20 protein-coding genes are annotated in these 23,472 nt (G+C 60.1%); 18 read left to right on the top strand and 2 right to left on the bottom strand.

Going from position 1 to position 23,472, the window contains the following annotated elements:
• Window positions 1–8 precede the first annotated feature (8 nt).
• From nuoF to AC1DNW_RS01800, 14 genes are all read left to right on the top strand, one after another.
• Complete coding sequence (gene nuoF, locus AC1DNW_RS01865; RefSeq protein WP_113301235.1) at window positions 9–1,313, top strand: NADH-quinone oxidoreductase subunit NuoF; 1,305 nt, start codon at window positions 9–11, stop codon at window positions 1,311–1,313.
• 3 nt (window positions 1,314–1,316) lie between these two features.
• Window positions 1,317–1,976 carry a 5' DNA nuclease gene (locus AC1DNW_RS01860; RefSeq protein WP_113310754.1) on the top strand — a complete coding sequence of 220 codons (660 nt, stop codon included), beginning with the start codon at window positions 1,317–1,319 and terminating at the stop codon, window positions 1,974–1,976.
• A 225-nt stretch (window positions 1,977–2,201) separates the two neighbouring features.
• The gene (nuoG, locus tag AC1DNW_RS01855) at window positions 2,202–4,283 is read left to right on the top strand and encodes an NADH-quinone oxidoreductase subunit NuoG (RefSeq protein WP_113310755.1); all 2,082 of its coding nucleotides are present in this window, start codon (window positions 2,202–2,204) and stop codon (window positions 4,281–4,283) included.
• A 12-nt stretch (window positions 4,284–4,295) separates the two neighbouring features.
• Window positions 4,296–5,339: an NADH-quinone oxidoreductase subunit NuoH gene (gene nuoH, locus AC1DNW_RS01850; protein WP_113301238.1), complete on the top strand. Its 1,044-nt coding sequence runs from the start codon at window positions 4,296–4,298 to the stop codon at window positions 5,337–5,339.
• Between the two features lie 37 nt (window positions 5,340–5,376).
• Entirely contained in the window at window positions 5,377–5,868 is a 492-nt protein-coding gene (nuoI, locus tag AC1DNW_RS01845) for an NADH-quinone oxidoreductase subunit NuoI (RefSeq protein WP_113301239.1), read from the top strand.
• A 142-nt stretch (window positions 5,869–6,010) separates the two neighbouring features.
• The gene (locus AC1DNW_RS01840; protein ID WP_113301240.1) at window positions 6,011–6,628 is read left to right on the top strand and encodes an NADH-quinone oxidoreductase subunit J; all 618 of its coding nucleotides are present in this window, start codon (window positions 6,011–6,013) and stop codon (window positions 6,626–6,628) included.
• A gap of 25 nt (window positions 6,629–6,653) precedes the next feature.
• A complete protein-coding gene (gene nuoK, locus AC1DNW_RS01835) occupies window positions 6,654–6,962 on the top strand; it encodes an NADH-quinone oxidoreductase subunit NuoK (RefSeq protein WP_113301241.1) in 309 nt (102 codons plus the stop codon).
• A 7-nt stretch (window positions 6,963–6,969) separates the two neighbouring features.
• The gene (gene nuoL, locus AC1DNW_RS01830) at window positions 6,970–8,967 is read left to right on the top strand and encodes an NADH-quinone oxidoreductase subunit L (RefSeq protein WP_113301242.1); all 1,998 of its coding nucleotides are present in this window, start codon (window positions 6,970–6,972) and stop codon (window positions 8,965–8,967) included.
• Window positions 8,967–10,478, top strand: coding sequence for an NADH-quinone oxidoreductase subunit M (locus AC1DNW_RS01825; RefSeq protein ID WP_113301243.1), 1,512 nt, complete (start codon window positions 8,967–8,969; stop codon window positions 10,476–10,478). Before nuoL ends, AC1DNW_RS01825 begins: the two co-directional genes overlap by 1 nt.
• Window positions 10,479–10,492: 14 nt before the next feature.
• On the top strand, window positions 10,493–11,938 hold the full coding sequence (nuoN, locus tag AC1DNW_RS01820) for an NADH-quinone oxidoreductase subunit NuoN (protein ID WP_113310756.1): 1,446 nt from the start codon (window positions 10,493–10,495) through the stop codon (window positions 11,936–11,938).
• Complete coding sequence (locus AC1DNW_RS01815; protein WP_113310757.1) at window positions 11,938–12,702, top strand: biotin--[acetyl-CoA-carboxylase] ligase; 765 nt, start codon at window positions 11,938–11,940, stop codon at window positions 12,700–12,702. The genes nuoN and AC1DNW_RS01815 overlap by 1 nt, the downstream gene beginning before the upstream one ends.
• Before the next feature lie 17 nt (window positions 12,703–12,719).
• Complete coding sequence (locus AC1DNW_RS01810; RefSeq protein WP_113310758.1) at window positions 12,720–14,390, top strand: ribonuclease J; 1,671 nt, start codon at window positions 12,720–12,722, stop codon at window positions 14,388–14,390.
• A gap of 2 nt (window positions 14,391–14,392) precedes the next feature.
• Window positions 14,393–14,797, top strand: coding sequence for a methylmalonyl-CoA epimerase (mce, locus tag AC1DNW_RS01805; protein WP_113301286.1), 405 nt, complete (start codon window positions 14,393–14,395; stop codon window positions 14,795–14,797).
• A 110-nt stretch (window positions 14,798–14,907) separates the two neighbouring features.
• Window positions 14,908–15,183 carry a DUF1467 family protein gene (locus AC1DNW_RS01800; RefSeq protein ID WP_113310759.1) on the top strand — a complete coding sequence of 92 codons (276 nt, stop codon included), beginning with the start codon at window positions 14,908–14,910 and terminating at the stop codon, window positions 15,181–15,183.
• Between the two features lie 314 nt (window positions 15,184–15,497).
• Here AC1DNW_RS01800 and AC1DNW_RS01795 read toward each other — a convergent pair whose 3' ends face one another.
• Window positions 15,498–15,776 carry a hypothetical protein gene (locus tag AC1DNW_RS01795; protein WP_477832750.1) on the bottom strand — a complete coding sequence of 93 codons (279 nt, stop codon included), beginning with the start codon at window positions 15,774–15,776 and terminating at the stop codon, window positions 15,498–15,500.
• Between AC1DNW_RS01795 and proS the strand changes: the two genes are divergently transcribed.
• Genes proS through AC1DNW_RS01780 form a run of 3 tightly spaced genes read left to right on the top strand, consistent with a single transcriptional unit; the run spans window position 15,775 to window position 19,159 of the window.
• Window positions 15,775–17,097, top strand: coding sequence for a proline--tRNA ligase (gene proS / locus AC1DNW_RS01790; RefSeq protein WP_113310760.1), 1,323 nt, complete (start codon window positions 15,775–15,777; stop codon window positions 17,095–17,097). The two genes, AC1DNW_RS01795 and proS, sit on opposite strands and share 2 nt — an antisense overlap.
• A 17-nt stretch (window positions 17,098–17,114) precedes the next feature.
• Window positions 17,115–18,419, top strand: a complete 1,305-nt coding sequence (locus AC1DNW_RS01785) for a lipoprotein-releasing ABC transporter permease subunit (protein ID WP_113310761.1) — start codon at window positions 17,115–17,117, stop codon at window positions 18,417–18,419.
• Window positions 18,420–18,475: 56 nt separating this feature from the next.
• Complete coding sequence (locus AC1DNW_RS01780) at window positions 18,476–19,159, top strand: ABC transporter ATP-binding protein (protein ID WP_113301287.1); 684 nt, start codon at window positions 18,476–18,478, stop codon at window positions 19,157–19,159.
• A 3-nt stretch (window positions 19,160–19,162) separates the two neighbouring features.
• Here AC1DNW_RS01780 and AC1DNW_RS01775 read toward each other — a convergent pair whose 3' ends face one another.
• Window positions 19,163–19,624 (bottom strand): DUF5680 domain-containing protein, encoded by a 462-nt coding sequence (locus AC1DNW_RS01775; RefSeq protein WP_113310762.1) that lies wholly within the window; start codon window positions 19,622–19,624, stop codon window positions 19,163–19,165.
• Between the two features lie 312 nt (window positions 19,625–19,936).
• On the opposite strand from AC1DNW_RS01775, the gene dnaE reads away from it, so the two are divergent.
• Window positions 19,937–23,434, top strand: coding sequence for a DNA polymerase III subunit alpha (gene dnaE, locus AC1DNW_RS01770; protein WP_113310763.1), 3,498 nt, complete (start codon window positions 19,937–19,939; stop codon window positions 23,432–23,434).
• Window positions 23,435–23,472: the final 38 nt, after the last annotated feature.

Raw genomic sequence — 23,472 nt, 5'->3', positions numbered from 1 at the left:
TGTGAAGCATGTTACAAGATAAGGACCGCATCTTTACCAACATCTACGGCCTCAAGGACAAATCCCTGAAGGGCGCGATGAGCCGCGGCAACTGGGATGGCACCAAGCAGATCCTGGAAAAGGGCCGTGACTGGATCATCGACGAGATGAAGGCTTCCGGCCTTCGGGGTCGCGGCGGTGCAGGCTTCCCGACGGGTCTCAAATGGTCGTTCATGCCGAAGCAGAGCGACGGCCGTCCGCATTACCTCGTCGTCAACGCCGACGAATCGGAGCCCGGCACCTGCAAGGACCGCGACATCATGCGCAACGATCCGCATACGCTGATCGAGGGCTGCGTGATCGCGAGCTTCGCCATGGGTGCGAATGCTGCCTATATCTATGTACGCGGCGAATATATCCGCGAGCGCGAAGCCCTGCAGGCTGCGATCGACGAATGTTATGATGCCGGCCTGCTTGGCAAGAACAACAAGCTCGGCTGGGATATCGAAATCTTCGTTCATCACGGTGCCGGCGCCTACATTTGCGGCGAAGAAACCGCGCTGCTCGAAAGCCTTGAAGGCAAGAAGGGCCAGCCGCGCCTGAAGCCGCCGTTCCCGGCAAACATGGGTCTCTACGGCTGCCCGACGACGGTCAACAACGTCGAATCGATCGCCGTCGCCCCGACGATCCTGCGCCGCGGTGCCGGCTGGTTCTCGGCCATCGGTCGGCCGAACAATGTCGGCACCAAGCTGTTCATGCTCTCCGGCCACGTCAACAAACCGTGCACCGTCGAAGAAGAAATGGGCATCACCTTCCGCGAACTGGTCGATAGGCACGCCGGCGGCATCCGCGGCGGCTGGGATAACCTGCTCGCCGTCATTCCAGGCGGCGCGTCGTGCCCGATCGTTCCGGCCAAGGACATCATCGACTGCCCAATGGATTTCGACGGCCTGCGCGCGGTCGGCTCCTCCTTCGGTACGGCTGCCTCGATCGTCATGGATAAGTCCACCGACGTCATCAAGGCGATCGCCCGTATCTCGGCCTTCTTCAAGCATGAGAGCTGCGGCCAGTGCACGCCGTGCCGTGAAGGCACGGGCTGGATGTGGCGCGTGATGGAGCGTATGGCGCGCGGCAACGCGCAGAAGCGCGAAATCGACATGCTGTTCCAGGTCACCAAGCAGATCGAAGGCCACACCATCTGCGCGCTCGGCGATGCCGCCGCATGGCCGGTGCAGGGTCTGATCCGTAACTTCCGTCCGGAAATCGAAGCCCGCATCGACCAGTATACGGCCAATGCCCTTGATCACGGTGCGGTTCTGGAGGCGGCTGAGTAAGCGATGACATCAAAGACATCCGACAGCAAGGTGAGGGAAGGGGCAGCCGATTTTGCGGCCGACTTCGGGCGTCTTGCTGCCGATGTTCTGGAGAACGCGCGTGCCATGCCTGTTCACCCGATGATGCTACATCCGGCCGCGGCTTTCGCCGCTGCCACAGCGATCGGTTTCGGTCTTTCCACACATATGGCCGGCGTCATCTTCGGTGCTTGGCAAGGTGTCCTCGAAACGGCGAACAAGGCGGCAGCGGCGCTCGACGAGACGCCGCCGGATGAGAAGACGCCCGAGATGGACATTCGTCCGGAGAATATTCGCCCGCCTGTTCAAAAGACCGAGTCGGTTCGCAGGGTGGCCAGGCCGAAACTGACGGTGGTTTCCGCCGAGGCTCCGGCGGAAGAAGCCGTAAAGCTGGTCGCGCCCAAGGCGAAACCAGCCGCAAGGTCCAGGAAGGTTGACGACCTCAAGCTGGTGGCTGGCATCGGCCCGAAGCTCGAGCAGGTGCTGAAACAAAAAGGCATCCGAACATTTGCCGATGTCGCGGCATGGAGCGAGGACGATGTCGCTCGCTTCGACGCCGAACTCGGGGTCGATGGCCGTATCCTGCGTGACGACTGGGTCGGTCAGGCCAAGGTGCTGGCGACGCGGGGCCGCAGGAAGAAATAAATTTCCAGCCGAATGCGATGGCTGGAGGACGGGCGGATCGATCGACGGGGCAGGGGGCTCCGGGTCGGGATGCCGATGGCAGGTTCCGGGTCTCGGAGCTTGCGCAAGAGAATTTGGGCAATGCCGCCGCCAGAACGGACGAAATATCCGGCTTGGCAATATGGATGTTGCAAAAATAGGTTTGTTTGCCGGTGCCCGGCGAATGGGAAACAGGACTGAGTGACGATGGCAAAACTGAAGATTGACGGTAACGAGATCGAAGTTCCGGATCATTACACGCTGATTCAGGCGTGCGAAGAGGCCGGTGCTGAAGTTCCGCGCTTCTGCTTCCATGAGCGTCTGTCGGTTGCCGGCAATTGCCGTATGTGCCTCGTCGAGGTCAAGGGCGGTCCGCCGAAGCCGCAGGCTTCTTGCGCCATGGGCGTGCGCGATATCCGCGGCGGCCCGAACGGCGAACTGCCTGAAGTCTTCACCAACACGCCGATGGTCAAGAAGGCCCGCGAAGGCGTGATGGAATTCCTCCTGATCAACCATCCGCTCGATTGCCCGATCTGCGACCAGGGCGGCGAATGCGACCTGCAGGACCAGGCCATGGCCTTCGGTATCGACACCTCGCGCTATCAGGAAGACAAGCGCGCCGTCGAAGACAAGTACATTGGCCCGCTCGTCAAGACGGTCATGAACCGCTGCATTCACTGCACGCGCTGCGTCCGGTTCACGACAGAAGTCGCCGGCATTTCCGAGCTCGGCCTGATCGGCCGCGGCGAGGATGCCGAGATCACCACCTATCTCGAGCAGGCAATGACCTCCGAGCTGCAGGGCAACGTCGTTGACCTCTGCCCGGTCGGCGCTCTGACCTCCAAGCCCTTCGCCTTCACGGCTCGTCCGTGGGAATTGAACAAGACCGAATCGATCGACGTCATGGACGCCGTCGGCTCCGCGATCCGCGTCGATACCCGCGGCCGCGAAGTCATGCGCATCCTGCCTCGCGTCAATGAAGCCGTGAACGAGGAGTGGATCTCCGACAAGACCCGCCACGTCTGGGACGGCCTGAAGACGCAGCGCCTCGACCGCCCTTACGTCCGCAAGGACGGTCGCCTGCAGCCGGCGAGCTGGGGCGAAGCCTTCGGCGCCATCAAGGCTGCCGTATCGGCGACATCGGGCGACAAGATCGGTGCGATCGCCGGGGATCTCGCTTCTGTCGAAGAAATGTATGCGCTGTCCGAACTGGTGAAATCGCTTGGTTCCGAGAACCTGGACTGTCGCCAGGATGGGACGGCACTTGATCCGTCGCTCGGCCGCGCAAGTTACCTCTTCAACCCGACCATATCAGGTATTGAACAGGCCGACGCGCTGCTCATCGTCGGCGCGAACCCGCGCTTCGAAGCCGCGATCCTCAACGCCCGCATCCGCAAGCGCTTCCGCCGCGGCGGCTTCCCGATCGGCGTGATCGGTGAAGGCGGCGAACTGCGCTACAAGTATGACTATCTCGGCTCGGGTCCGGATACGCTGAAGGACATCCTCGACGGCGGCCACGCCTTCGCCGAAGTCCTTTCCAAGGCGTCCAAGCCGATGATCATTATCGGTCAGGGCGCTCTGACCCGTACGGATGGCGCTGGCGTTCTCGCAACGGCTGCCAAGCTCGCCGTCAATGTCGGCGCAATCGCTGAAGGCTGGAACGGCTTTGCCGTGCTGCACACAGCAGCATCACGCGTCGGCGGCCTCGACCTCGGCTTCGTGCCGGGCGCCAAGGGCGCCAATGCTGCAGAGATGCTGAAGGCCATGGACGTGCTCTTCCTGCTCGGAGCCGACGAGTTCGATGTCTCCGCCAAGACGGCGAAGTTCACGGTCTATATCGGTTCGCATGGCGATAACGGCGCACATGGTGCTGACGTCATTCTGCCGGCTGCCGCCTATACGGAAAAGTCGGGCACCTGGGTCAACACCGAAGGCCGCGTCCAGATCGGCAACCGCGCCGGCTTCGCGCCGGGCGACGCTCGCGAAGACTGGGCGATCATTCGCGCTCTTTCCGACGTGCTCGGCAAGAAGCTTCCCTTTGATTCGCTCGGTGAATTGCGCAGCAAGCTCTATGCGGCGTTCCCGCATTTCGCGGCCGTTGACGAGATCGCCGCAGGTGAAAGCGCCCAAATTGCCGCACTGGCGAAAAAAGCCGGTAAGATGAACAAATCCGGGTTTGCGTCGCCGGTCAAAGACTTCTATTTGACGAACCCGATAGCGCGCGCCTCGGCTGTCATGGCCGAGTGCTCGGCATTGGCCCGCAACAATTTTAAAGTCGCGGCAGAGTAAGGGCAGGAACTCATGGATTCTTTCTTCTCGACCTATGTCTGGCCGGCGATCATCATGATCGGTCAGTCGTTGCTGCTGCTCGTCTGCCTGCTGGTCTTCATCGCTTACGTTCTTCTTGCCGACCGCAAGATCTGGGCTGCCGTCCAGCTTCGCCGCGGCCCGAACGTCGTCGGCCCCTTTGGCCTGTTCCAGTCCTTCGCCGACCTTCTGAAGTTCGTCTTCAAGGAGCCGGTCATTCCGGCTGGCGCCAACAAGGCTGTCTTCCTGCTGGCTCCGCTCGTCACCGTGCTTCTGGCGCTGTCGACCTGGGCGGTCGTGCCGCTCGCCGATGGCTGGGTGATTGCTAACATCAATGTCGGCATCCTCTACATTCTGGCGATCTCCTCGCTCGAAGTTTACGGCATCATCATGGGCGGCTGGGCTTCGAACTCGAAGTATCCGTTCCTCGGCGCACTGCGCTCCGCCGCGCAGATGGTGTCCTACGAAGTCTCGATCGGCTTCGTCATCGTCACCGTTCTTCTCTGCGTCGGTTCGCTGAACCTGACGGATATCGTCAACGCCCAGCGCACCGGTCTCGGTACGATGATCGGCCTGCCGAACTCGTTCCTCGACTGGCACTGGCTGGCGCTGTTCCCGATGTTCGTCATCTTCTTCATCTCGGCGCTCGCCGAGACGAACCGCCCGCCCTTCGACCTTCCGGAAGCGGAATCGGAACTCGTCGCCGGCTTCATGGTCGAGTACGGCTCGGCTCCGTACATGATGTTCATGCTCGGCGAATATGCGGCCGTCGTGCTGATGTGCTCGCTGACGACGATCCTCTTCCTCGGTGGCTGGCTGCCGCCGGTCGATTTCTGGCTCATCAACTGGGTGCCGGGCATTATCTGGTTCCTGCTGAAGTCCTGCCTGGTGTTCTTCATGTTCGCCATGGTCAAGGCTTTCGTGCCGCGCTACCGCTACGACCAGCTCATGCGTCTCGGCTGGAAGGTTTTCCTTCCGCTGTCGCTCGCCATGGTCGTCATCGTTGCATTCGTGCTGAAACTGATGGGATGGGCCTGATGTCCAACCTCGTTTCCGGCAAAATTGGAGATTGAAGATGGCAAGCCTGTCCGCCTCCATCAACTCGCTGTTCCTCAAGGAATTCGTCGGCGCGTTCTTCCTGTCGATGCGTTACTTCTTCAAGCAGAAGGCAACGATCAACTACCCCTTCGAAAAGGGTCCGGTCAGCCCGCGCTTCCGCGGCGAACATGCGCTACGCCGTTATCCGAACGGTGAAGAGCGGTGCATCGCCTGCAAGCTGTGCGAGGCGATCTGTCCTGCCCAGGCGATCACCATCGAAGCCGGCCCGCGCCGCAACGACGGCACGCGCCGCACGGTGCGTTACGACATCGACATGGTGAAGTGCATCTATTGCGGCTTCTGCCAGGAAGCTTGCCCTGTTGATGCGATCGTCGAAGGTCCGAATTTCGAATTCGCCACCGAAACCCGTGAAGAGCTCTATTTCGACAAGCAGAGGCTCCTCGAAAACGGCGACCGGTGGGAGCGTGAAATCGCCCGCAACATGGCGATCGACGCGCCGTACCGCTGATTGAGATTTGAAATGCCGCGGGAAGGGTACTCTTGCCCGCCGCGGTCAACATGCACCGGGGCTTTGCCGGCGAAAGCTGCGCCAGGTCCTATCGGGCAGGGAAACTCCCGGCTGCCCGGGGGAAGATGAAAAAGGCACCAACATGGGTCTGCAGGCTCTATTTTTCTATCTTTTCGCCTTTATCGCGATAGCGTCGGCGTTCATGGTCATCTGGGCGAAGAACCCGGTTCACTCGGTTCTGTTCCTGATCCTGGTGTTCTTCAATGCAGCTGGTCTCTTCCTGCTGCTGGGTGCCGAATTCCTGGCGATGATCCTGCTCGTCGTCTATGTCGGCGCGGTCGCTGTTCTCTTCCTCTTCGTGGTGATGATGCTCGATATCGACTTCACCGAGCTTCGAGCCGGTGTTCTCGAATATGCGCCGATCGGCGCGCTGATCGGCCTGATCCTCGCCGCCGAACTGATCGTCGTGGTCGGCGGCAGCGTGATCTCGCCCGAGATCGCCAAGACCGTCGCCATGCCGATCCCGGCTCCGACCGTGCGCACCAACACGGCCGCCCTCGGCGACGTGCTCTATACGAACTACGTCTATTTCTTCGAGATCGCTGGTTTGATCCTGCTGGTCGCCATGATCGGCGCAATCGTGCTGACGCTGAAGCATCGCACCCACATCAAGCGGCAGAATATTTCCCGCCAGGTTGCCCGCACGCCCGCGACTGCCGTCGAGGTGATCAAGGTCAAGCCGGGGCAGGGCGTGAACTGAACCGAGAGGTCAAGGAACAAAGAACATGGTCATCGGACTTTCCCACTATCTCACGGTCAGCGCCATCCTCTTCACCATCGGCGTCTTCGGCATCTTCCTGAACCGGAAGAACATCATCGTCATCCTGATGTCCGTCGAATTGATCCTGCTGTCGGTCAATATCAATATGGTCGCCTTCTCGTCGTTCCTCAACGACATCGTCGGCCAGGTCTTCGCACTGTTCATTCTGACCGTTGCTGCTGCCGAAGCGGCGATCGGTCTCGCAATTCTCGTTGTCTTCTACCGCAACCGCGGTTCGATCGCGGTCGAAGACGTCAATATGATGAAGGGCTGAGCGGCTCATGTTCCTCTACAAGGCTATCGTCTTCCTTCCCCTGATCGGCGCGATCATTGCCGGCCTCTTCGGCCGCGCGATCGGCGCCAAGGCGTCGGAATATGTCACCAGCGGCCTGATGATCATCGCCGCCGTCCTGTCCTGGGTCGTCTTCTTCACGGTTGCGCTCGGCCATCCGGAAGGCGCGATCAAGGTCGAAGTTCTGCGCTGGATCCAGTCCGGCGGCATCGATGTATCCTGGTCGCTGCGTGTCGATACGCTGACCTCGGTCATGCTGATCGTCGTCAACACGGTCTCGACCCTGGTGCATGTCTATTCGATCGGTTACATGCATACCGATCCGCACCGCCCGCGCTTCTTCGCCTATCTCTCGCTCTTTACCTTCGCCATGCTCATGCTGGTGACGTCCGACAACCTGGCCCAGATGTTCTTCGGCTGGGAAGGCGTCGGTCTGGCCTCGTATCTGCTGATCGGCTTCTGGTACAAGAAGCCGTCTGCGTCGGCAGCCGCGATGAAGGCCTTTATCGTCAACCGTGTCGGCGACTTCGGCTTCGTGCTCGGCATCGCCACGGTCTTCGTGCTGTTCGGCTCGATCAACCTCGACACGATCTTCGCCAATGCTTCGACCTTCGCTCCGGCTGAAGGCGGCGGCGAGGCTGGTGAAGTGATCCTGAACCTTTTCGGCATGCATCTCGACAAGGCGCATGCGCTGACCGGCGCCTGCCTGCTGCTCTTCATGGGCGCTATGGGCAAGTCGGCGCAGTTCCTGCTGCACACCTGGCTGCCGGACGCCATGGAAGGCCCGACGCCGGTTTCGGCCCTCATCCATGCTGCGACCATGGTGACCGCCGGCGTCTTTCTCGTCGCCCGTATGTCGCCGATCTTCGAACACTCGCCGGATGCGCTCGTCGTCGTCACCGTGATCGGCGCGATTACCGCCTTCTTCGCGGCCACTGTCGGCCTCGTGCAGAACGACATCAAGCGTGTCATCGCCTACTCGACCTGCTCGCAGCTCGGCTACATGTTCGTGGCGCTCGGCGTCGGTGCCTATGGCGCGGCAATCTTCCACCTCTTCACGCACGCCTTTTTCAAGGCTCTGCTCTTCCTCTGCGCCGGCTCGGTCATCCACGCCGTCGATGGCGAGCAGGACATGCGCTACATGGGTGGTCTGCGTCCGCACATCAAGTGGACGTTCCGTATGATGATCATTGGCACGCTGGCGATCACCGGTGTCGGCATTCCCTTTACCCCGTTCGGCTTAGCCGGCTTCTTCTCGAAGGACGTCATCATCGAGGCTGCCTATGCGTCGCATTCGCCGGTCGCGGGCTTCGCCTTCACACTGCTGGTCATTGCCGCTCTCTTCACGAGCTTCTATTCCTGGCGCCTGATCTTCATGACCTTCTACGGCAAGCCACGTGCTTCGCACGAAGTCATGCATCACGTCCATGAATCGCCGCAGGTCATGCTGGTGCCGCTCTATCTCCTCGCGCTCGGCGCGGTATTTGCCGGCTACTTCTTCGAGGGCCGCTTCTACGGCGAGGAATATGCCGAGTTCTGGAAGGGTGCGCTCTTTACCGGCGCCGAAAACGAACTGGTGGAAGAATTCCATCACGTTCCGGTCTGGGTTGGCCTCAGCCCATTCATCGCCATGCTGCTCGGCTTCGTGATTGCCTGGTATATGTACATCAGGTCGCCGTCGACGCCGCGCAAACTCGCTCAGCAGCACCGCGTTCTGTACCAGTTCCTGCTCAACAAGTGGTACTTCGACGAACTCTACGACTTCCTCTTCGTCCGGAGCGCCAAGGCTCTTGGCAACTTCCTGTGGAAGAAGGGTGATGTCGGCGTTATCGATACCTACGGTCCGAACGGCATTGCCGCCCGCGTGGTCAGCGTGACCGACCGCGTCGTGCGCCTGCAGACCGGCTACCTCTATCACTATGCCTTCGCGATGCTGATCGGCGTTGCGGCGCTCGTTACCTGGATGATGCTCGGGAGTTCCTTCTGATGACCGATTGGCCTATTCTTTCAACGGTCACCTTCCTGCCGCTCGTCGGCGTGGTGCTCCTGTTGCTGATGAACGGCGAAACCGAGAACGGCCGCAAGAACGTGCTGTGGATCTCCTTGATCACCACGGTCTTCACCTTCATCCTTTCGCTTTTCATCTGGATCGGCTTCGACAACGCCAATCCGGGCTTCCAGATGATCGAGCAGCATAGCTGGCTCGGCACGGGCATCGGCTACCATGTCGGCGTCGACGGCATCTCGATGCTGTTCATCATCCTCTCGACCTTCCTGATGCCCTTCTGTGTGCTCGCAAGCTGGCTTTCGGTCGAGAAGCGCCTGAAGGAATACATGATCGCCTTCCTCATCCTCGAAGTGATGATGGTCGGTGTCTTCGTCTCGCTCGATATCGTTCTCTTCTACGTCTTCTTCGAAGGCGGCCTCATCCCGATGTTCCTCATCATCGGTGTCTGGGGTGGCGCGAACCGCGTCTATGCGAGCTACAAGTTCTTCCTCTATACGCTGCTCGGCTCGGTGCTGATGTTGCTCGCCATCATGGCCATGTACTGGCAGGCCGGCACGACCGATATCGCCCAGCTTCTGAACTACCAGTTCCCGCCGGCGATGCAGACCTGGCTGTGGCTTGCCTTCTTTGCCTCCTTTGCGGTGAAGATGCCGATGTGGCCGGTCCACACCTGGCTCCCGGACGCACACGTCCAGGCGCCGACGGCCGGTTCCGTCATCTTGGCAGGCGTGCTCCTGAAGCTCGGCGGCTACGGCCTGATCCGCTTCTCGATCGGCATGTTCCCGGTCGCTTCGGACTATTTCGCGCCGCTCGTCTTCGCGATGTCCGTGATCGCCATCATCTACACCTCGCTGGTCGCGATGATGCAGGACGACATCAAGAAGCTGATTGCCTATTCCTCGGTTGCCCACATGGGCTACGTGACGATGGGCATCTTCGCGGCGAACGCGCAGGGCCTGCAGGGTTCGATCTTCCAGATGCTGTCACACGGCATCGTCTCCGGCGCGCTCTTCCTCTGCGTCGGCGTCATCTATGATCGCACCCACACCCGCGAGATCGCGGCCTATGGCGGCCTGGTCAATAACATGCCGAAATATGCGGTCGCCTTCATGGTCTTCACCATGGCCAATGTCGGCCTGCCGGGCACCTCCGGCTTCATCGGCGAGTTCCTGACGCTGATCGGCGTCTTCCGTGCCAACACCTGGGTTGCGCTCTTTGCCGCCACCGGTGTCATCCTCTCGGCCGCCTATGCGCTCTGGCTCTATCGCAGGGTCATCTTCGGCGCGCTGGAGAAGGAAAAGCTGAAGGCTCTGCTCGACCTTTCGCCGCGTGAAAAGGTCATCCTTTATCCGCTGGTCGCACTTACCATCTTCTTCGGCGTCTACCCGGCTCCGGTCTTCGATGCGACCGCTGCTTCAGTAGACCATCTGATCAACAGCTATTCGGCCGCAGTGCAGGCAGCGCAGAATGTTGCGCTGTCGATGAAATGACGGGACTTTAGGACATGACCGCTGAAACAATCTCCCTAAGCCTGTACCTGTCCGCGCCGGAAATTATCCTCGCGATCGGTGCCCTAGTGCTGCTCATGATCGGCGTCTTCTCGGGCGAGCGGTCGGGTCCGCTCGTCAGCGTGCTGGCGATGATCTTGATTGCCATCTCCGGCCTCTGGCTGATCTTCGTTCCTGGTGACGGCCTTGCCTATGGCGGCGTCTACCTCGCGGATGGCTTCGCACGCTTCATGAAGGTGCTGGCGCTGATCGGTTCTCTGGTTGCACTGTTCATGTCGATTGGTCATGCGCGGGAAAACCAGCTCGACAAGTTCGAGTTTCCGGTTCTCCTGGTACTGTGCACGCTCGGTATCATGCTGATGATTTCGGCAAACGACCTGATCGCGCTCTATCTCGGCCTCGAGCTGCAGTCGCTGGCGATTTACGTCATCGCTGCGATCAACCGCGACAGCCTGAAGTCGACGGAAGCCGGCCTGAAGTATTTTGTCCTCGGTGCACTTTCCTCGGGCATGCTGCTCTATGGCATGTCGCTGGTCTACGGCTTTACGGGTCACACGCACTTTGCCGAGGTTGCCCAGGCTCTGACAGTCGAGGGCGCTCGCTCGCTCGGCCTGATCTTCGGCCTCGTGTTCATCCTCGCCGGCATTGCCTTCAAGATCTCGGCCGTTCCGTTCCACATGTGGACGCCGGATGTTTATGAAGGCGCACCGACTCCGGTCACTGCCTTCCTTGCGAGCGCACCGAAGGTTGCCGCCATGGCGATGATGACCCGTATCGTCATCACCGCCTTCGAGCCGGTGCTATCAGACTGGCAGCAGGTCATCGTCTTCATCTCGATCGCCTCCATGCTGCTCGGCTCGTTTGCGGCTATCGGCCAGAAGAACATCAAGCGACTGATGGCCTATTCCTCGATCGGTCACATGGGTTATGCGCTGGTTGGTCTGGCAGCCGGTAGTCAGACTGGTGTCACCGGCGTCATACTCTACATGGCGATCTACATGGTCATGACGCTCGGCTCCTTCGCGATCATCATGTCGATGCGCCGCAAGGACGGCACGGTTGTCGAGAACGTCAACGATCTCGCTGGCCTGTCGACGACGAACCCCTTCATGGCTGTCGTGTTGACCGCGCTGATGTTCTCTCTCGCCGGCATTCCGCCGCTTGCCGGCTTCTTCGCGAAGTACTTCGTCTTCGTCGCCGCCATCGAGGCAAAGCTCTATGCGCTTGCCGTCATCGGTGTTTTGGCTTCGGTCGTCGGCGCTTATTACTACCTGCGTGTCATCAAGCTGATGTGGTTCGATGAGGCGACCGGCGAATTCGCCCGCGTCTCCGGCTCGCTGCGTCTCGTCTTCGGTCTCTCCGGCCTCTTCGTCGCCGCCTATGTTCTCATCGGCGGTCCGATCGGCGGCGCGGCTGAACTCGCTGCGGCGACGCTGTTCTGATGGCTTCCGACAAGCGGCGCCGGATATCGCTCGGCGATATCAGGCACGAGGCTTTGTCGGATACGTCGTCGACCAACACGGAATGCCTTGCCCGGGCTCGGGCAGGGGATAGCGGTCTGCTCTGGGTGACCGCGGAACGACAGACCGGCGGCCGCGGCCGTCGGGGCCGTCCGTGGGTTTCCGAGCGTGGCAACCTCTACGCCTCCCTTCTTCTGATCGATCCGGCGCCGATGGAGCGCCTTGCCTCGCTGCCACTGGCAATTGCCGTCGCCGTGCATCAGGCGATCCGAAGCGTGTTGCCGCCGGGCGCGGAGCCGCTGGAGGTGAAGTGGCCAAACGATATCTTGATCGGCCGCAAGAAGACCTGTGGCATCCTCGTGGAAGGCGAACGGCTGGCGGACGGACGCCACGCGGTGGTGATCGGCATCGGCATCAATGTGTCCGTCATGCCGGACAACCCCATCTATCCGGTCACCTGCCTGCGTGATCAGGGAAGTGCTGCTTCGCCCGAAGAACTCTTCGCCCATCTCTTTGCGTCGATGGCCGAGGTGCTGGATATCTGGAACGAAGGGCTGGGCATAAGCGAGGTCACGGCGCTATGGCGTGCGGTTGCCTGCGGCATTGGCGAAAAGATAACTGTGAATCTGCCCGACAGGTCGATTTCCGGATATTTCGCCGGGATTGATGATAATGGCCTGTTGATGCTCGATATCGGCACAGGCAGGATGATGCCGATTGCGGCCGGCGATGTATTCTTTAGATAGTGGAAAAAACAAACATTATGGCGAAACAGGACGAACTGGTATTTCTGCCTCTGGGCGGGGTCGGCGAGATCGGCATGAATCTCGCGCTGTACGGCTACGGCCCGGCGGACCATCGCCAGTGGATCATGGTGGATTGCGGCGTCACCTTTCCGGGACCGGATCTGCCGGGTGTCGATCTCGTCCTGCCGGATATCCGCTTCCTCGCCAACGAGCGCAAGAACCTCAAGGCTATCATCATCACCCACGCCCATGAGGACCATTACGGCGCGCTCGCCGACCTCTGGCCGGGTCTGAACGTGCCGGTTTATGCCTCGCCCTTCACGGCCGGCCTGCTGGAAGCCAAGCGTAGTTTCGAGAAGGATGCGATCGGCGAAGTACCGATAACGATCTTCAAGGCGGGCGATAGGATCAATGTCGGCCCCTTCAGCATCGAGGGTGTTGCCGTCAATCACTCCATCCCCGAGCCGATGTCGCTGATGATCCGCACGCCGCTCGGCAATGTCATCCACACCGGTGACTGGAAGATCGATCACGAGCCGTCGCTCGGGCCGCTGACCGACGAGACGCGCTTCCGCCAACTGGGCGATGAGGGTGTGCTGGCGCTGCTCTGCGACTCCACCAACGCATTGCGCGACGGCGTCTCGCCCTCGGAAAAGGATGTCTCCGAAAGCCTGCGCAAGATCATCGAGAATGCAGAGGGACGTGTGGCGATCACCACCTTCTCCTCGAATGTCGGCCGTATCCGTACCGTCGCAGAAGCCGCCGAAGCCGCGGGTCGTGAAGTGCTGCTGCTCGGAAGCTCGTTGAAGCGCGTCTGCGACGTCGCTCAGGATATCGGCCTGCTGGAAGGCGTAAAGCCGTTCATCTCCGAAGAGGATTACGGCTTCATTCCGCGCGACAAGGTCGTGGTCATCCTGACCGGCAGCCAGGGCGAGCCGCGCGCTGCCCTTGCCAAGCTCTCCCGTGACGAGATGCGCAACGTGGCGTTTGCCGCCGGCGATATCGTCGTCTTCTCCTCGCGTGCCATCCCCGGTAACGAGAAGGCGATCCAGGACATCAAGAATGGTCTCGTCGAGCAGGGTGTCCACATCATCACCGACACCGAGGCGCTGGTGCATGTCTCCGGCCATCCCCGCCGTAACGAGTTGCAGAAGATGTACGAGTGGACACGGCCGAAGGTCGTCGTGCCCGTGCATGGTGAGGCAACGCATCTGACGGCACACAAGGAGCTTGCCGAGCAGTCCGGCATTCCGACGGTGCCGCGTGTGCGCAATGGTGATGTGCTGCGGCTCGCTCCGGGTCCGGTCGAGGTCATCGACGAGGCGCCGCATGGCCGCATCTACAAGGACGGGTCACTGATCGGTGACTTCGACGAGATGGGCATCGGCGAGCGCAAGAAGCTTTCCTATGTCGGCCATGTCGCCGTCAGTATCGTGCTCGACAGCCGCTATGACATCATCGGCGAACCTGATCTCGTGGCGATCGGCCTGCCGGTCTATGACGACGAGGGCGAGGATATGGAGGATGGGCTGTTCGACGCCGCGATCGGCGCCTTCGAGAGCATTCCACGCGCCCGCCGCAAGGATATCGACATGGTACAGGAGGCCCTGCGCCGCGCCGTGCGCGCTGCCGCCAATCATACCTGGGGCAAGAAGCCTCTCGTCACGGTCTTCATCACCAGGGTCTGATGATGCTTGGCCGGGTGAACCATATCGCCATCGCCGTGCCTGATCTGGCTGCCGCAGTCGCGAGCTATCGCGATACTCTGGGGGCCGCGGTCTCGCAGCCGCAAGCCCTGCCGGCGCATGGCGTCACGGTCGTTTTCGTGGAACTGCCGAACACCAAGGTTGAGTTGCTGGAGCCGCTTGGCGAGGCGTCGCCGATTGCGGCCTTTCTTGAAAAGAATCCCGCTGGCGGCATGCACCACATCTGCTACGAGGTCGATGATATCCTTGCAGTTCGAGACCGGCTGACGGCATCTGGGGCAAGGGTGCTTGGCAATGGTGAGCCGAAGATTGGTGCCCATGGAAAGCCGGTGCTTTTCCTCCATCCGAAGGACTTCTTCGGTACGCTGATCGAGCTGGAGCAGGTCTGATCGCGGTGCGTCAGAGTGACCTAAACTGTCCACCGCCTTTGAACTGGCCGCCATTCCGGCTTATAAGCACCCAAAACCAGCCGCCAAGGCGCTAATCGACGGGAACCAAGATGTTTCAGGCCTTCCTCCAGGGATTTGCAGTCTATTTCATCATCTGGTGGATCACGCTTTTCGCCGTGTTGCCGATCGGCCTGCGCACTCAAGCCGAAGATAATGACATCGTGCTTGGCACGGTGCCGAGCGCGCCGAGCCGTTTCCGCCCGCTTTTCGTCTTCTCGCTGACGACGTGCATCTCCGGCGCCATCTACGGTATCTGGTACATCGGCTCGACCTATTTCGGCCTCGGCTTCGACGCGCTTCCACAAATAGGGCCTAGCTTCTATTAAGGATGGCTTTTGCTCAAACTTTGAGCAGATGTAAATGCAACCGCGAAAAACCTGTCATACGCGCGTCATGCAAGTGAGGCAAAGAGCTTTCGTAACGGAAAGCGGGCTCACCTAGCGAAAGGGAGGTTTGGTTTTTCGGTGTAATTGGGAGCCGAAAAGCAAAAAAAAACAAGGCTAAAAGCCTTGTTTTAAGTATCGCGTGATCCTTAACCGTTACCGGGGCAGCGACAAGCGCGCCTAAGATCTGATCCTCCCAAGACTTGACCGCGAATTCGGCAAGAATTTAACCTTCTTGCCTGTTTTGTGAGCTAAAGCTAGCTCAAAGATTGTGCTTTGTCATTAGCTTTTTTTGCATTTTTGCTACACTCGCGCAAAATTTTTCTGTTGACAAGATTTACCTTCAAACCCTTATAAACACGCGTTTTTTCACGCCTGCTGAATTTGTAGGCGCTAACATGCGTCTGCGGGAGGCTGCTCGCACCGGTCGCGGGTTTCTTTCCTGCTGCGAAGCGGCTATGAACGCTCCCATCTTTAACAAATACCGTCGATTCCGCTTGGGTAAGCGGCATCTCAACTGTACCGGAATCCGCCATGCGTCTGTCCCGCTTTTTCATACCCATCCTGAAGGAAAACCCCAAGGAGGCGGAAATCGTCTCTCATCGGCTGATGCTGCGCTCCGGCATGGTCCGTCAGCAGTCGCAGGGCATCTATTCCTGGCTGCCGCTCGGCAAGAAGGTGCTGGACAAGGTCAACAACATCATCCGCGAGGAGCAGAACCGCGCCGGCGCCATCGAGCTTCTGATGCCGACCCTGCAGTCGGCCGAGCTCTGGCAGGAAAGCGGCCGTTATGACGCCTATGGCAAGGAGATGCTGCGCATCAAGGACCGCCAGGATCGGCCCATGCTCTACGGTCCGACCAACGAAGAAATGGTGACGGATATCTTCCGCTCCTTCGTGAAGTCCTACAAGGACCTGCCGCTCAATCTCTATCACATCCAGCTGAAGTTCCGTGACGAGATCCGTCCGCGCTTCGGCACGATGCGCTCGCGCGAGTTCATGATGAAGGATGCCTATTCCTTCGATCTCACGCGCGAAGGGGCGGAGCATTCCTACAACAAGATGTTCACAGCCTATCTGCGCACCTTCGATCGTCTCGGCCTGCGCGCCATTCCGATGCGCGCCGATACCGGCCCCATTGGCGGGAATCTGAGCCATGAGTTCATCATTCTCGCTGATACCGGTGAGTCCGAAGTCTTCTGCCACAAGGATTTCGTCAATTTCGACATCCCCGCCGAAAGCACGGATTTCGACAGTGTCGACGGTCTGAAGGGGATCTTCGACAAGTGGACGTCGCTCTATGCCGCGACATCCGAAATGCACGACGAGGCAGCTTTCAACGCGGTTCCGGAAGGCGAGCGTCTTTCTGCGCGCGGCATCGAAGTCGGCCATATTTTCTACTTCGGTACGAAGTATTCCGAACCGATGGGTGCAAAGGTGCAGGGTCCTGACGGTAAGGAACACTTCGTTCACATGGGTTCCTACGGTATCGGCCCGACACGCCTTGTTCCCGCCATCATCGAAGCATCGCATGATGAGAACGGAATCATCTGGCCGGAGTCGGTCGCGCCCTTCGATGTCGTGGTCATCAACATGAAGGCCGGCGACGAAGCCTGCGACGGCACTTGCGAGCTGATCTACGCAGCGCTGACCAAGGCCGGCAAGGACGTGCTCTATGACGACACGGACGACCGCGCAGGCACCAAGTTTGCGACCGCCGACCTGATCGGCGTGCCGTACCAGATCATTGCCGGTCCGCGCGCGGTCGCGAATGGCGAAGTGGAAGTGAAGGACCGCAGGACCGGCGCCCGCGAGACGATGACAATCGAGGCGGCGATCAACAGGTTCGTGGCTTAAAGAAAGACGGAGGCGAAATGGCAGAGGCAGCATTGGACCGGAGTTCCAAATCCGGCTTGGGTCCGGCTGGCAAGCCATTTTCTACCTTCGAACGCCTGGTGGCGTGGCGCTATCTGCGCGCCCGCCGAAAGGAGGCGTTCATCTCCGTCATTGCCGGCTTCTCATTCGTCGGCATCATGCTGGGCGTCGCGACGCTGATTATCGTCATGGCCGTGATGAACGGGTTCCGCACGGAACTCGTCTCCCGCATCCTCGGCATCAACGGCCACATGATCATCCAGCCGATCGATGGTCCCTTTACCGACTATGCCGACCTCGTGAAGAAATTCGAGGCGGTGCCCGGTATCAAGATGGCGCTGCCGCTGGTCGAAGGCCAGGTGCTCGCTTCCTCGCGGACGGGCGGCAGTACAGGCGCGCTGGTGCGTGGCACGCGGGCCGAAGACCTGACCAAGCTCAAGGCCGTCTCCGACAACATCAAGTCCGGCGATATGGTGGGTTTTGCTGCAGGCGACAGCGTATTGATGGGCACGCGCATGGCCGACCAGCTTGGCCTGCGAGTTGGTGACCTGATTACGATGACGTCACCGGAGGGTGACGTGACGCCGATGGGCGTCAATCCGCGCATCAAATCCTACAAGATTTCCGGCCTCTTCGAGATCGGCATGTCGGAATACGATTCCTCGATCATCTATATGCCGCTGGAGGAATCTCAGCTTTATTTCAATGCCGACGGGCTGGTGCAGTCGATTGAGCTCTTCGTCGACAACCCCGACGATATAGACAATCTGAGGCCCAAGGTCGAAGAGGCGGCCGGACGGCAGATCGCCATCACCGACTGGCGCCAGCGCAACCAGACCTTCTTCTCCGCCCTGGAGGTGGAGCGCAACGTCATGTTCATGATCCTGACACTGATCGTGCTGGTCGCCGCGCTCAACATCATCTCCGGCCTCATCATGCTGGTGAAGGACAAGGGCAGCGATATCGCCATCCTGCGCACCATGGGTGCGAGCGCCGGCGCCATCATGCGCATCTTCTTCATGACCGGGGCGGCGATCGGTATTGTCGGCACGATCGCCGGCGTGCTGCTCGGCGTGCTCGTCTGCGTTAACATCGAGTCGATCCGCCAGTTCTTCTCCTGGGTATTGGGCACGGTGCTTTTCGATCCGGAGCTTTATTTCCTGAGCCAGCTGCCGGCGAAAATGGATGTGAGCGAAACGGTGTCCGTCGTCATCATGGCGCTGACGCTCTCCTTCATCGCGACGATCTTCCCCGCCTGGCGCGCCTCCCGCCTCGACCCCGTCCAGGCCCTTCGTTACGAATAAGGCTGAGATTCAAGGTCATGCATGATCCAAGGCCCAATCCAAGGAATGCCGCATTCATGAAACGCAATGTCGTTCTCAAGCTTTCGGGCGTCGAGCGCCACTATGGCCAGGGCGAAACGCTGCTGACCATCCTCAAGGGTGCGGATTTCACCCTGTCGAGCGGTGAGATGGTGGCGCTGGTGGCGCCGTCGGGCACCGGCAAGTCGACGCTGCTGCATGTGGCAGGGCTGCTGGAGCATCCTGACGGCGGCGAGGTAATGGTCAACGGTCGCCCATGTGATGGCCTCTCCGATGACAAGCGCACGGCTATCCGCCGCGGCGAGATCGGCTTCGTTTATCAGTTTCATCACCTGCTGCCGGAATTCTCTGCGCAGGAAAATATCATGATGCCACAGCTCATCGCCGGCCTCTCATGGAAAGAAGCGGGCGAGCGGGCAAAGATGCTTCTGGATTACATGCGCATCGGCCACCGCGGTACGCATCGCCCGGGCGAGCTTTCCGGCGGCGAGCAGCAGCGCGTGGCAATCGCTCGCGCCGTTGCCAATGCGCCGAGCCTGCTTCTGGCCGACGAGCCCACCGGCAATCTCGACCCGGAAACCGCCAGCTATGTCTTCGATGCTCTGGAGGCTCTGGTGCGCCAGTCGGGCCTTGCCGCGCTGATCGCCACACACAACCACGAGCTTGCCCGGCGCATGGACCGGCGCGTAACGATCTCCGACGGCAAGGTCGTGGATTTCTGATTATCAGGGGATAATCAGCCCGCCGCGATAATCGAGCTCATAGGCCCTTTGACCATCGACAAGGATGAATTCGTGGCCGCGGAAATGCGTGCAGTCGCCTTCGCTCGTATCGACATAGCGCCCCAGCGAATGATCGAAGACCATGCCGCCGAGGAAGCGGCCTTGTTTGTAAAGCTGTGACAGCGCGGCGCTAATGATCGTGCCGGCGACAGTTCCGTCGATGATCCCGGGCTCGATGATCCGCCCAAAATAGTTCATCGCCCACACCGGCTTTTCCTCCAGCCAGACCACTTCCTGACCGGCAAAATCCGTGCCGCCGAAATAGCTGTCGAGGTAGCGCCAGATCCCGCGCTTGTAGCCGATATCATGGGCGCCGATCCGATAAGAGGGCTGCGGCTTCGCGCCGGCGACATAAGTCTGCGATTTGGCTTCGACAATGAAGCCGTTGAGTTCCTGCGTGTCCATCGTCCCGCTGCTCCGACGTTAACCATGTCCCGCGAGAGCGGGAGGGAATCCTGTTGACAACAGAACATACATGGAACAAATTAAAAACATAAGAGCACAGGAGAGCCAAATGACTGACATGATCCGTGATATCGCAGCATTCACCTCCATCGCAATGTTCATTGCCAGCTTTTCGCTGATTGTCATGGCAATGTAAGAATTCAGGGGATCGCATGGCTGCCATGCGGTCCCGAAGCGGGACTTTTTCTGGACAGAATCGCCTTGATTGCCGACAATGCGCGCTCTTCAGTGAGGCGGTTCGAAAGGCAGATCATGGCGGATGCGGAAAAAGGTGCTGCTGGCGCAGTCGTCGGCGGAAAACCGGGCTTCGTCCATCTGAGGGTCCACTCCGCCTATTCGTTGCTCGAAGGCGCGTTGCCCCTCAAAAAGATCCTCTACAAGGCGTCGGGCGACAGCCAGCCGGCGATCGCCATTACCGATACCAACAATCTCTTCGTCGCTCTGGAGTTTTCCCAGAAGGCGATGGAAGACGGTCTGCAGCCGATCATCGGCTGCCAGGTATCGATCGACATGGAAGACGGCCTCGAAACCGAAAAGCGGGGCGGACACCAGACGCTGGTCAAGTTGCCCTCGATCGTACTTTTGTCCGCCACGGACGCAGGCTATGAACGGCTGGTCGATCTCGTCAGCCGCGCCTATCTCGGCGGCGAGAACAATCAGGCCATCAATATCCGCTCCTCCTGGCTGGAGGAAATCGGCACCGAAGGGCTGATCGCATTGACGGGTGCCTCGACCGGCCCCGTCGACATGCCGCTCAAGGACGGCCATACCACCCAGGCGGAGACTCGTCTGCTGGCGCTGAAGCGCATCTTCGGTGACAGGCTCTATGTCGAACTGCAGCGGCACGGCACCTACGACAAGCGGCACGAACAGAAGATTATCGGCCTTGCTTATAAGCACGACCTGCCGCTGGTGGCGACCAACGAAGCCTTCTTCCCGACGCGCGACGATTACGATGCGCATGACGCGCTGATGGCGGTGGCCCACAACGCCATCGTTTCCGACGACAGCCGCTTCCGCCTCTCCCCGGATCATTATTTGAAAAGCCGCGCGGAGATGGAAAAGCTCTTCGCCGATCTGCCCGAGGCGCTGGAGAATACCGTCGAGATCGCAAGGCGCTGCTCCTTCGTGCTGAAGACCCGCAAGCCGATCCTGCCGCGCTTCACGGGTGCGACTGACGATGCCGAAGAGGCCGAGCGCGCAGAATCGCTCGAACTTCGCCGCCAGGCGGAGGAGGGGCTGGATATGCGCCTTGCCGAGCTTGGAATGTCCGCCGGCTACGAGGAGAAGGATTACCGCGAGCGGCTGGAATTCGAGCTCAGTGTTATCGAGCGAATGAAGTTCCCCGGCTACTTCCTGATCGTTGCGGACTTCATCAAATGGGCCAAGCAGCATGATATCCCGGTTGGCCCAGGCCGCGGTTCGGGCGCAGGCTCGCTGGTCGCCTATGCGCTGACGATCACCGACGTCGATCCGCTGCGCTTCTCGCTTCTCTTCGAACGCTTCCTCAATCCCGAACGCGTCTCGATGCCCGACTTCGATATCGACTTCTGCCAGGACCGCCGTGAAGAGGTGATCCGCTATGTGCAGCAGAAATACGGTCGCGAGCAGGTGGCGCAGATTATCACCTTCGGTTCGCTGCAGGCGCGCGCCGCATTGCGCGACGTTGGCCGCGTGTTGGAAATGCCTTACGGCCAGGTCGACAAGATCTGCAAGCTGGTGCCGAACAATCCCGCAAACCCGACGCCGCTTTCGAAGGCGATCGAGGAAGAGCCGAAGCTGCAGGAGGAGGCCGCCAAGGAACCCGTCGTCGCGCGCCTCCTGGATATCGCCCAGAAGATCGAAGGCCTCTACCGCCACGCCTCAACCCACGCCGCCGGTATCGTGATCGGCGATCGCCCGCTGTCGAAACTGGTGCCGATGTATCGCGATCCGCGATCCGACATGCCGGTCACCCAGTTCAACATGAAGTGGGTAGAGCAGGCCGGCCTCGTCAAGTTCGACTTCCTCGGCCTGAAGACGCTGACCGTGCTCAAGGTGGCCGTCGATTTCTGCAGGAAGCGCGGCATCGAGGTCGATCTTCCGAAGATCCCGCTCGACGACAAGAAGACCTACGAGATGCTTTCGCGCGGCGAAACGGTCGGCGTGTTCCAGGTTGAAAGTGCCGGCATGCGCAAGGCGCTGATCGGCATGAAGCCTGACTGCATCGAGGATATCATCGCACTGGTGGCGCTCTATCGTCCCGGCCCGATGGAAAACATCCCGACCTACAATGCCCGCAAGCACGGCGAAGAAGAGCTTGAATCGATCCATCCGACGATCGACCATCTGCTCAAGGAAACGCAGGGCGTTATCGTTTACCAGGAACAGGTGATGCAGATCGCCCAGGTCCTGTCAGGCTATTCGCTCGGCGAAGCCGATCTTCTGCGCCGTGCCATGGGTAAGAAGATCAAGGCTGAGATGGATCAGCAGCGCGAGCGCTTCGTCGATGGCGCGGTCAAGAACGGCGTGTCGAAGCCGCAGGCCGATAACATTTTCGAACTCCTGGCGAAGTTCGCAAACTACGGCTTCAACAAGTCGCATGCGGCCGCCTACGCCATCGTCTCCTATCAGACGGCCTTTATGAAGGCGCACTATCCGGTCGAATTCCTGGCTGCTTCGATGACGCTCGATATGTCGAACACCGAAAAGGTCAATGACTTCCGCCAGGATGCGAAGCGTCTCGGCATCGAAGTCATCGCGCCCTCCGTCCAGACCTCCTTCCGACAGTTCGAGACCGGCGACAACCGCATCTATTATGCGCTCGCGGCCCTCAAAGGGGTCGGCGAATCCGCCGTCGATCACATCGTCGACATGCGCGGCGACAAGCCCTTCGCCAGCATCGAGGATTTCTGCCTGCGCATCGATCCACGCCAGGTAAACCGCCGTGTGCTGGAAAGCCTGATCTATGCGGGCGCTTTCGATTGCTTCAATCTGGACCGTGCCCAGCTTTCAGCCGGCCTCGACCGTGTGCTCGGCTATGCGCAGCGCGCGCAGGAAAACAAGCTGAGCGGCCAGTCGGATATTTTCGGTGGTGCGCTGTCGTCAGGCCCGGAAAAGATCGCCCTGCCACCATTCTCGCCCTGGCTTGCCTCTGAGCGGCTGCTCAAGGAATTCCAGGTGCTGGGCTTCTATCTCACCGCCCATCCGCTCGACAGCTACAACAACCTCCTCCAGAAGATGCGCGTGCAAACCTTCCAGGATTTCTCGACGGCGGTGAAGCAGGGCGCTGCAAACGGGCGGCTGGCCGGCACGGTCATTTCCAAGCAGGAGCGCAAGACGCGCACCGGTAACAAGATGGGCATCATCGTCTTCTCGGATTCCTCCGGCCAGTACGAAGCCGTGCTCTTCTCCGAAATGCTGAACCAGTATCGCGACGTGCTGGAGCCCGGAAAATCCTTCGTCATCACCGCGATCGGCGAAGAGCGGCCGGAAGGTGTGAGCCTGCGGCTGCAGACCATTCAGTCGCTGGAGGAAAAGTCGCTGCAGATGCAGAAGGCTCTGCGTGTCTATGTCCGCGACTCCGGCCCGTTGCGCGCCGTCGCAGCACACCTGAATGCCAGGGGCGATGGCCTCGTCTCCTTTATCGTCATCAAGGAAGAGGGCAAGCGCGAAGTCGAGGTCGTTTTATCGGACAAATACCGGATCACGCCCGAGATCGCAGCCGCCTTGCGGGCTGCTCCCGGCGTCGTCGACGTCGAACTCGTCTGAAGAAAAGAGCGGCCGGCGTTGCGCCGGCCGCATTTGTT

Source organism: Rhizobium sp. 05L429, assembly GCF_056397645.1.
This window is presented reverse-complemented; position numbering and strand designations above follow the sequence as displayed.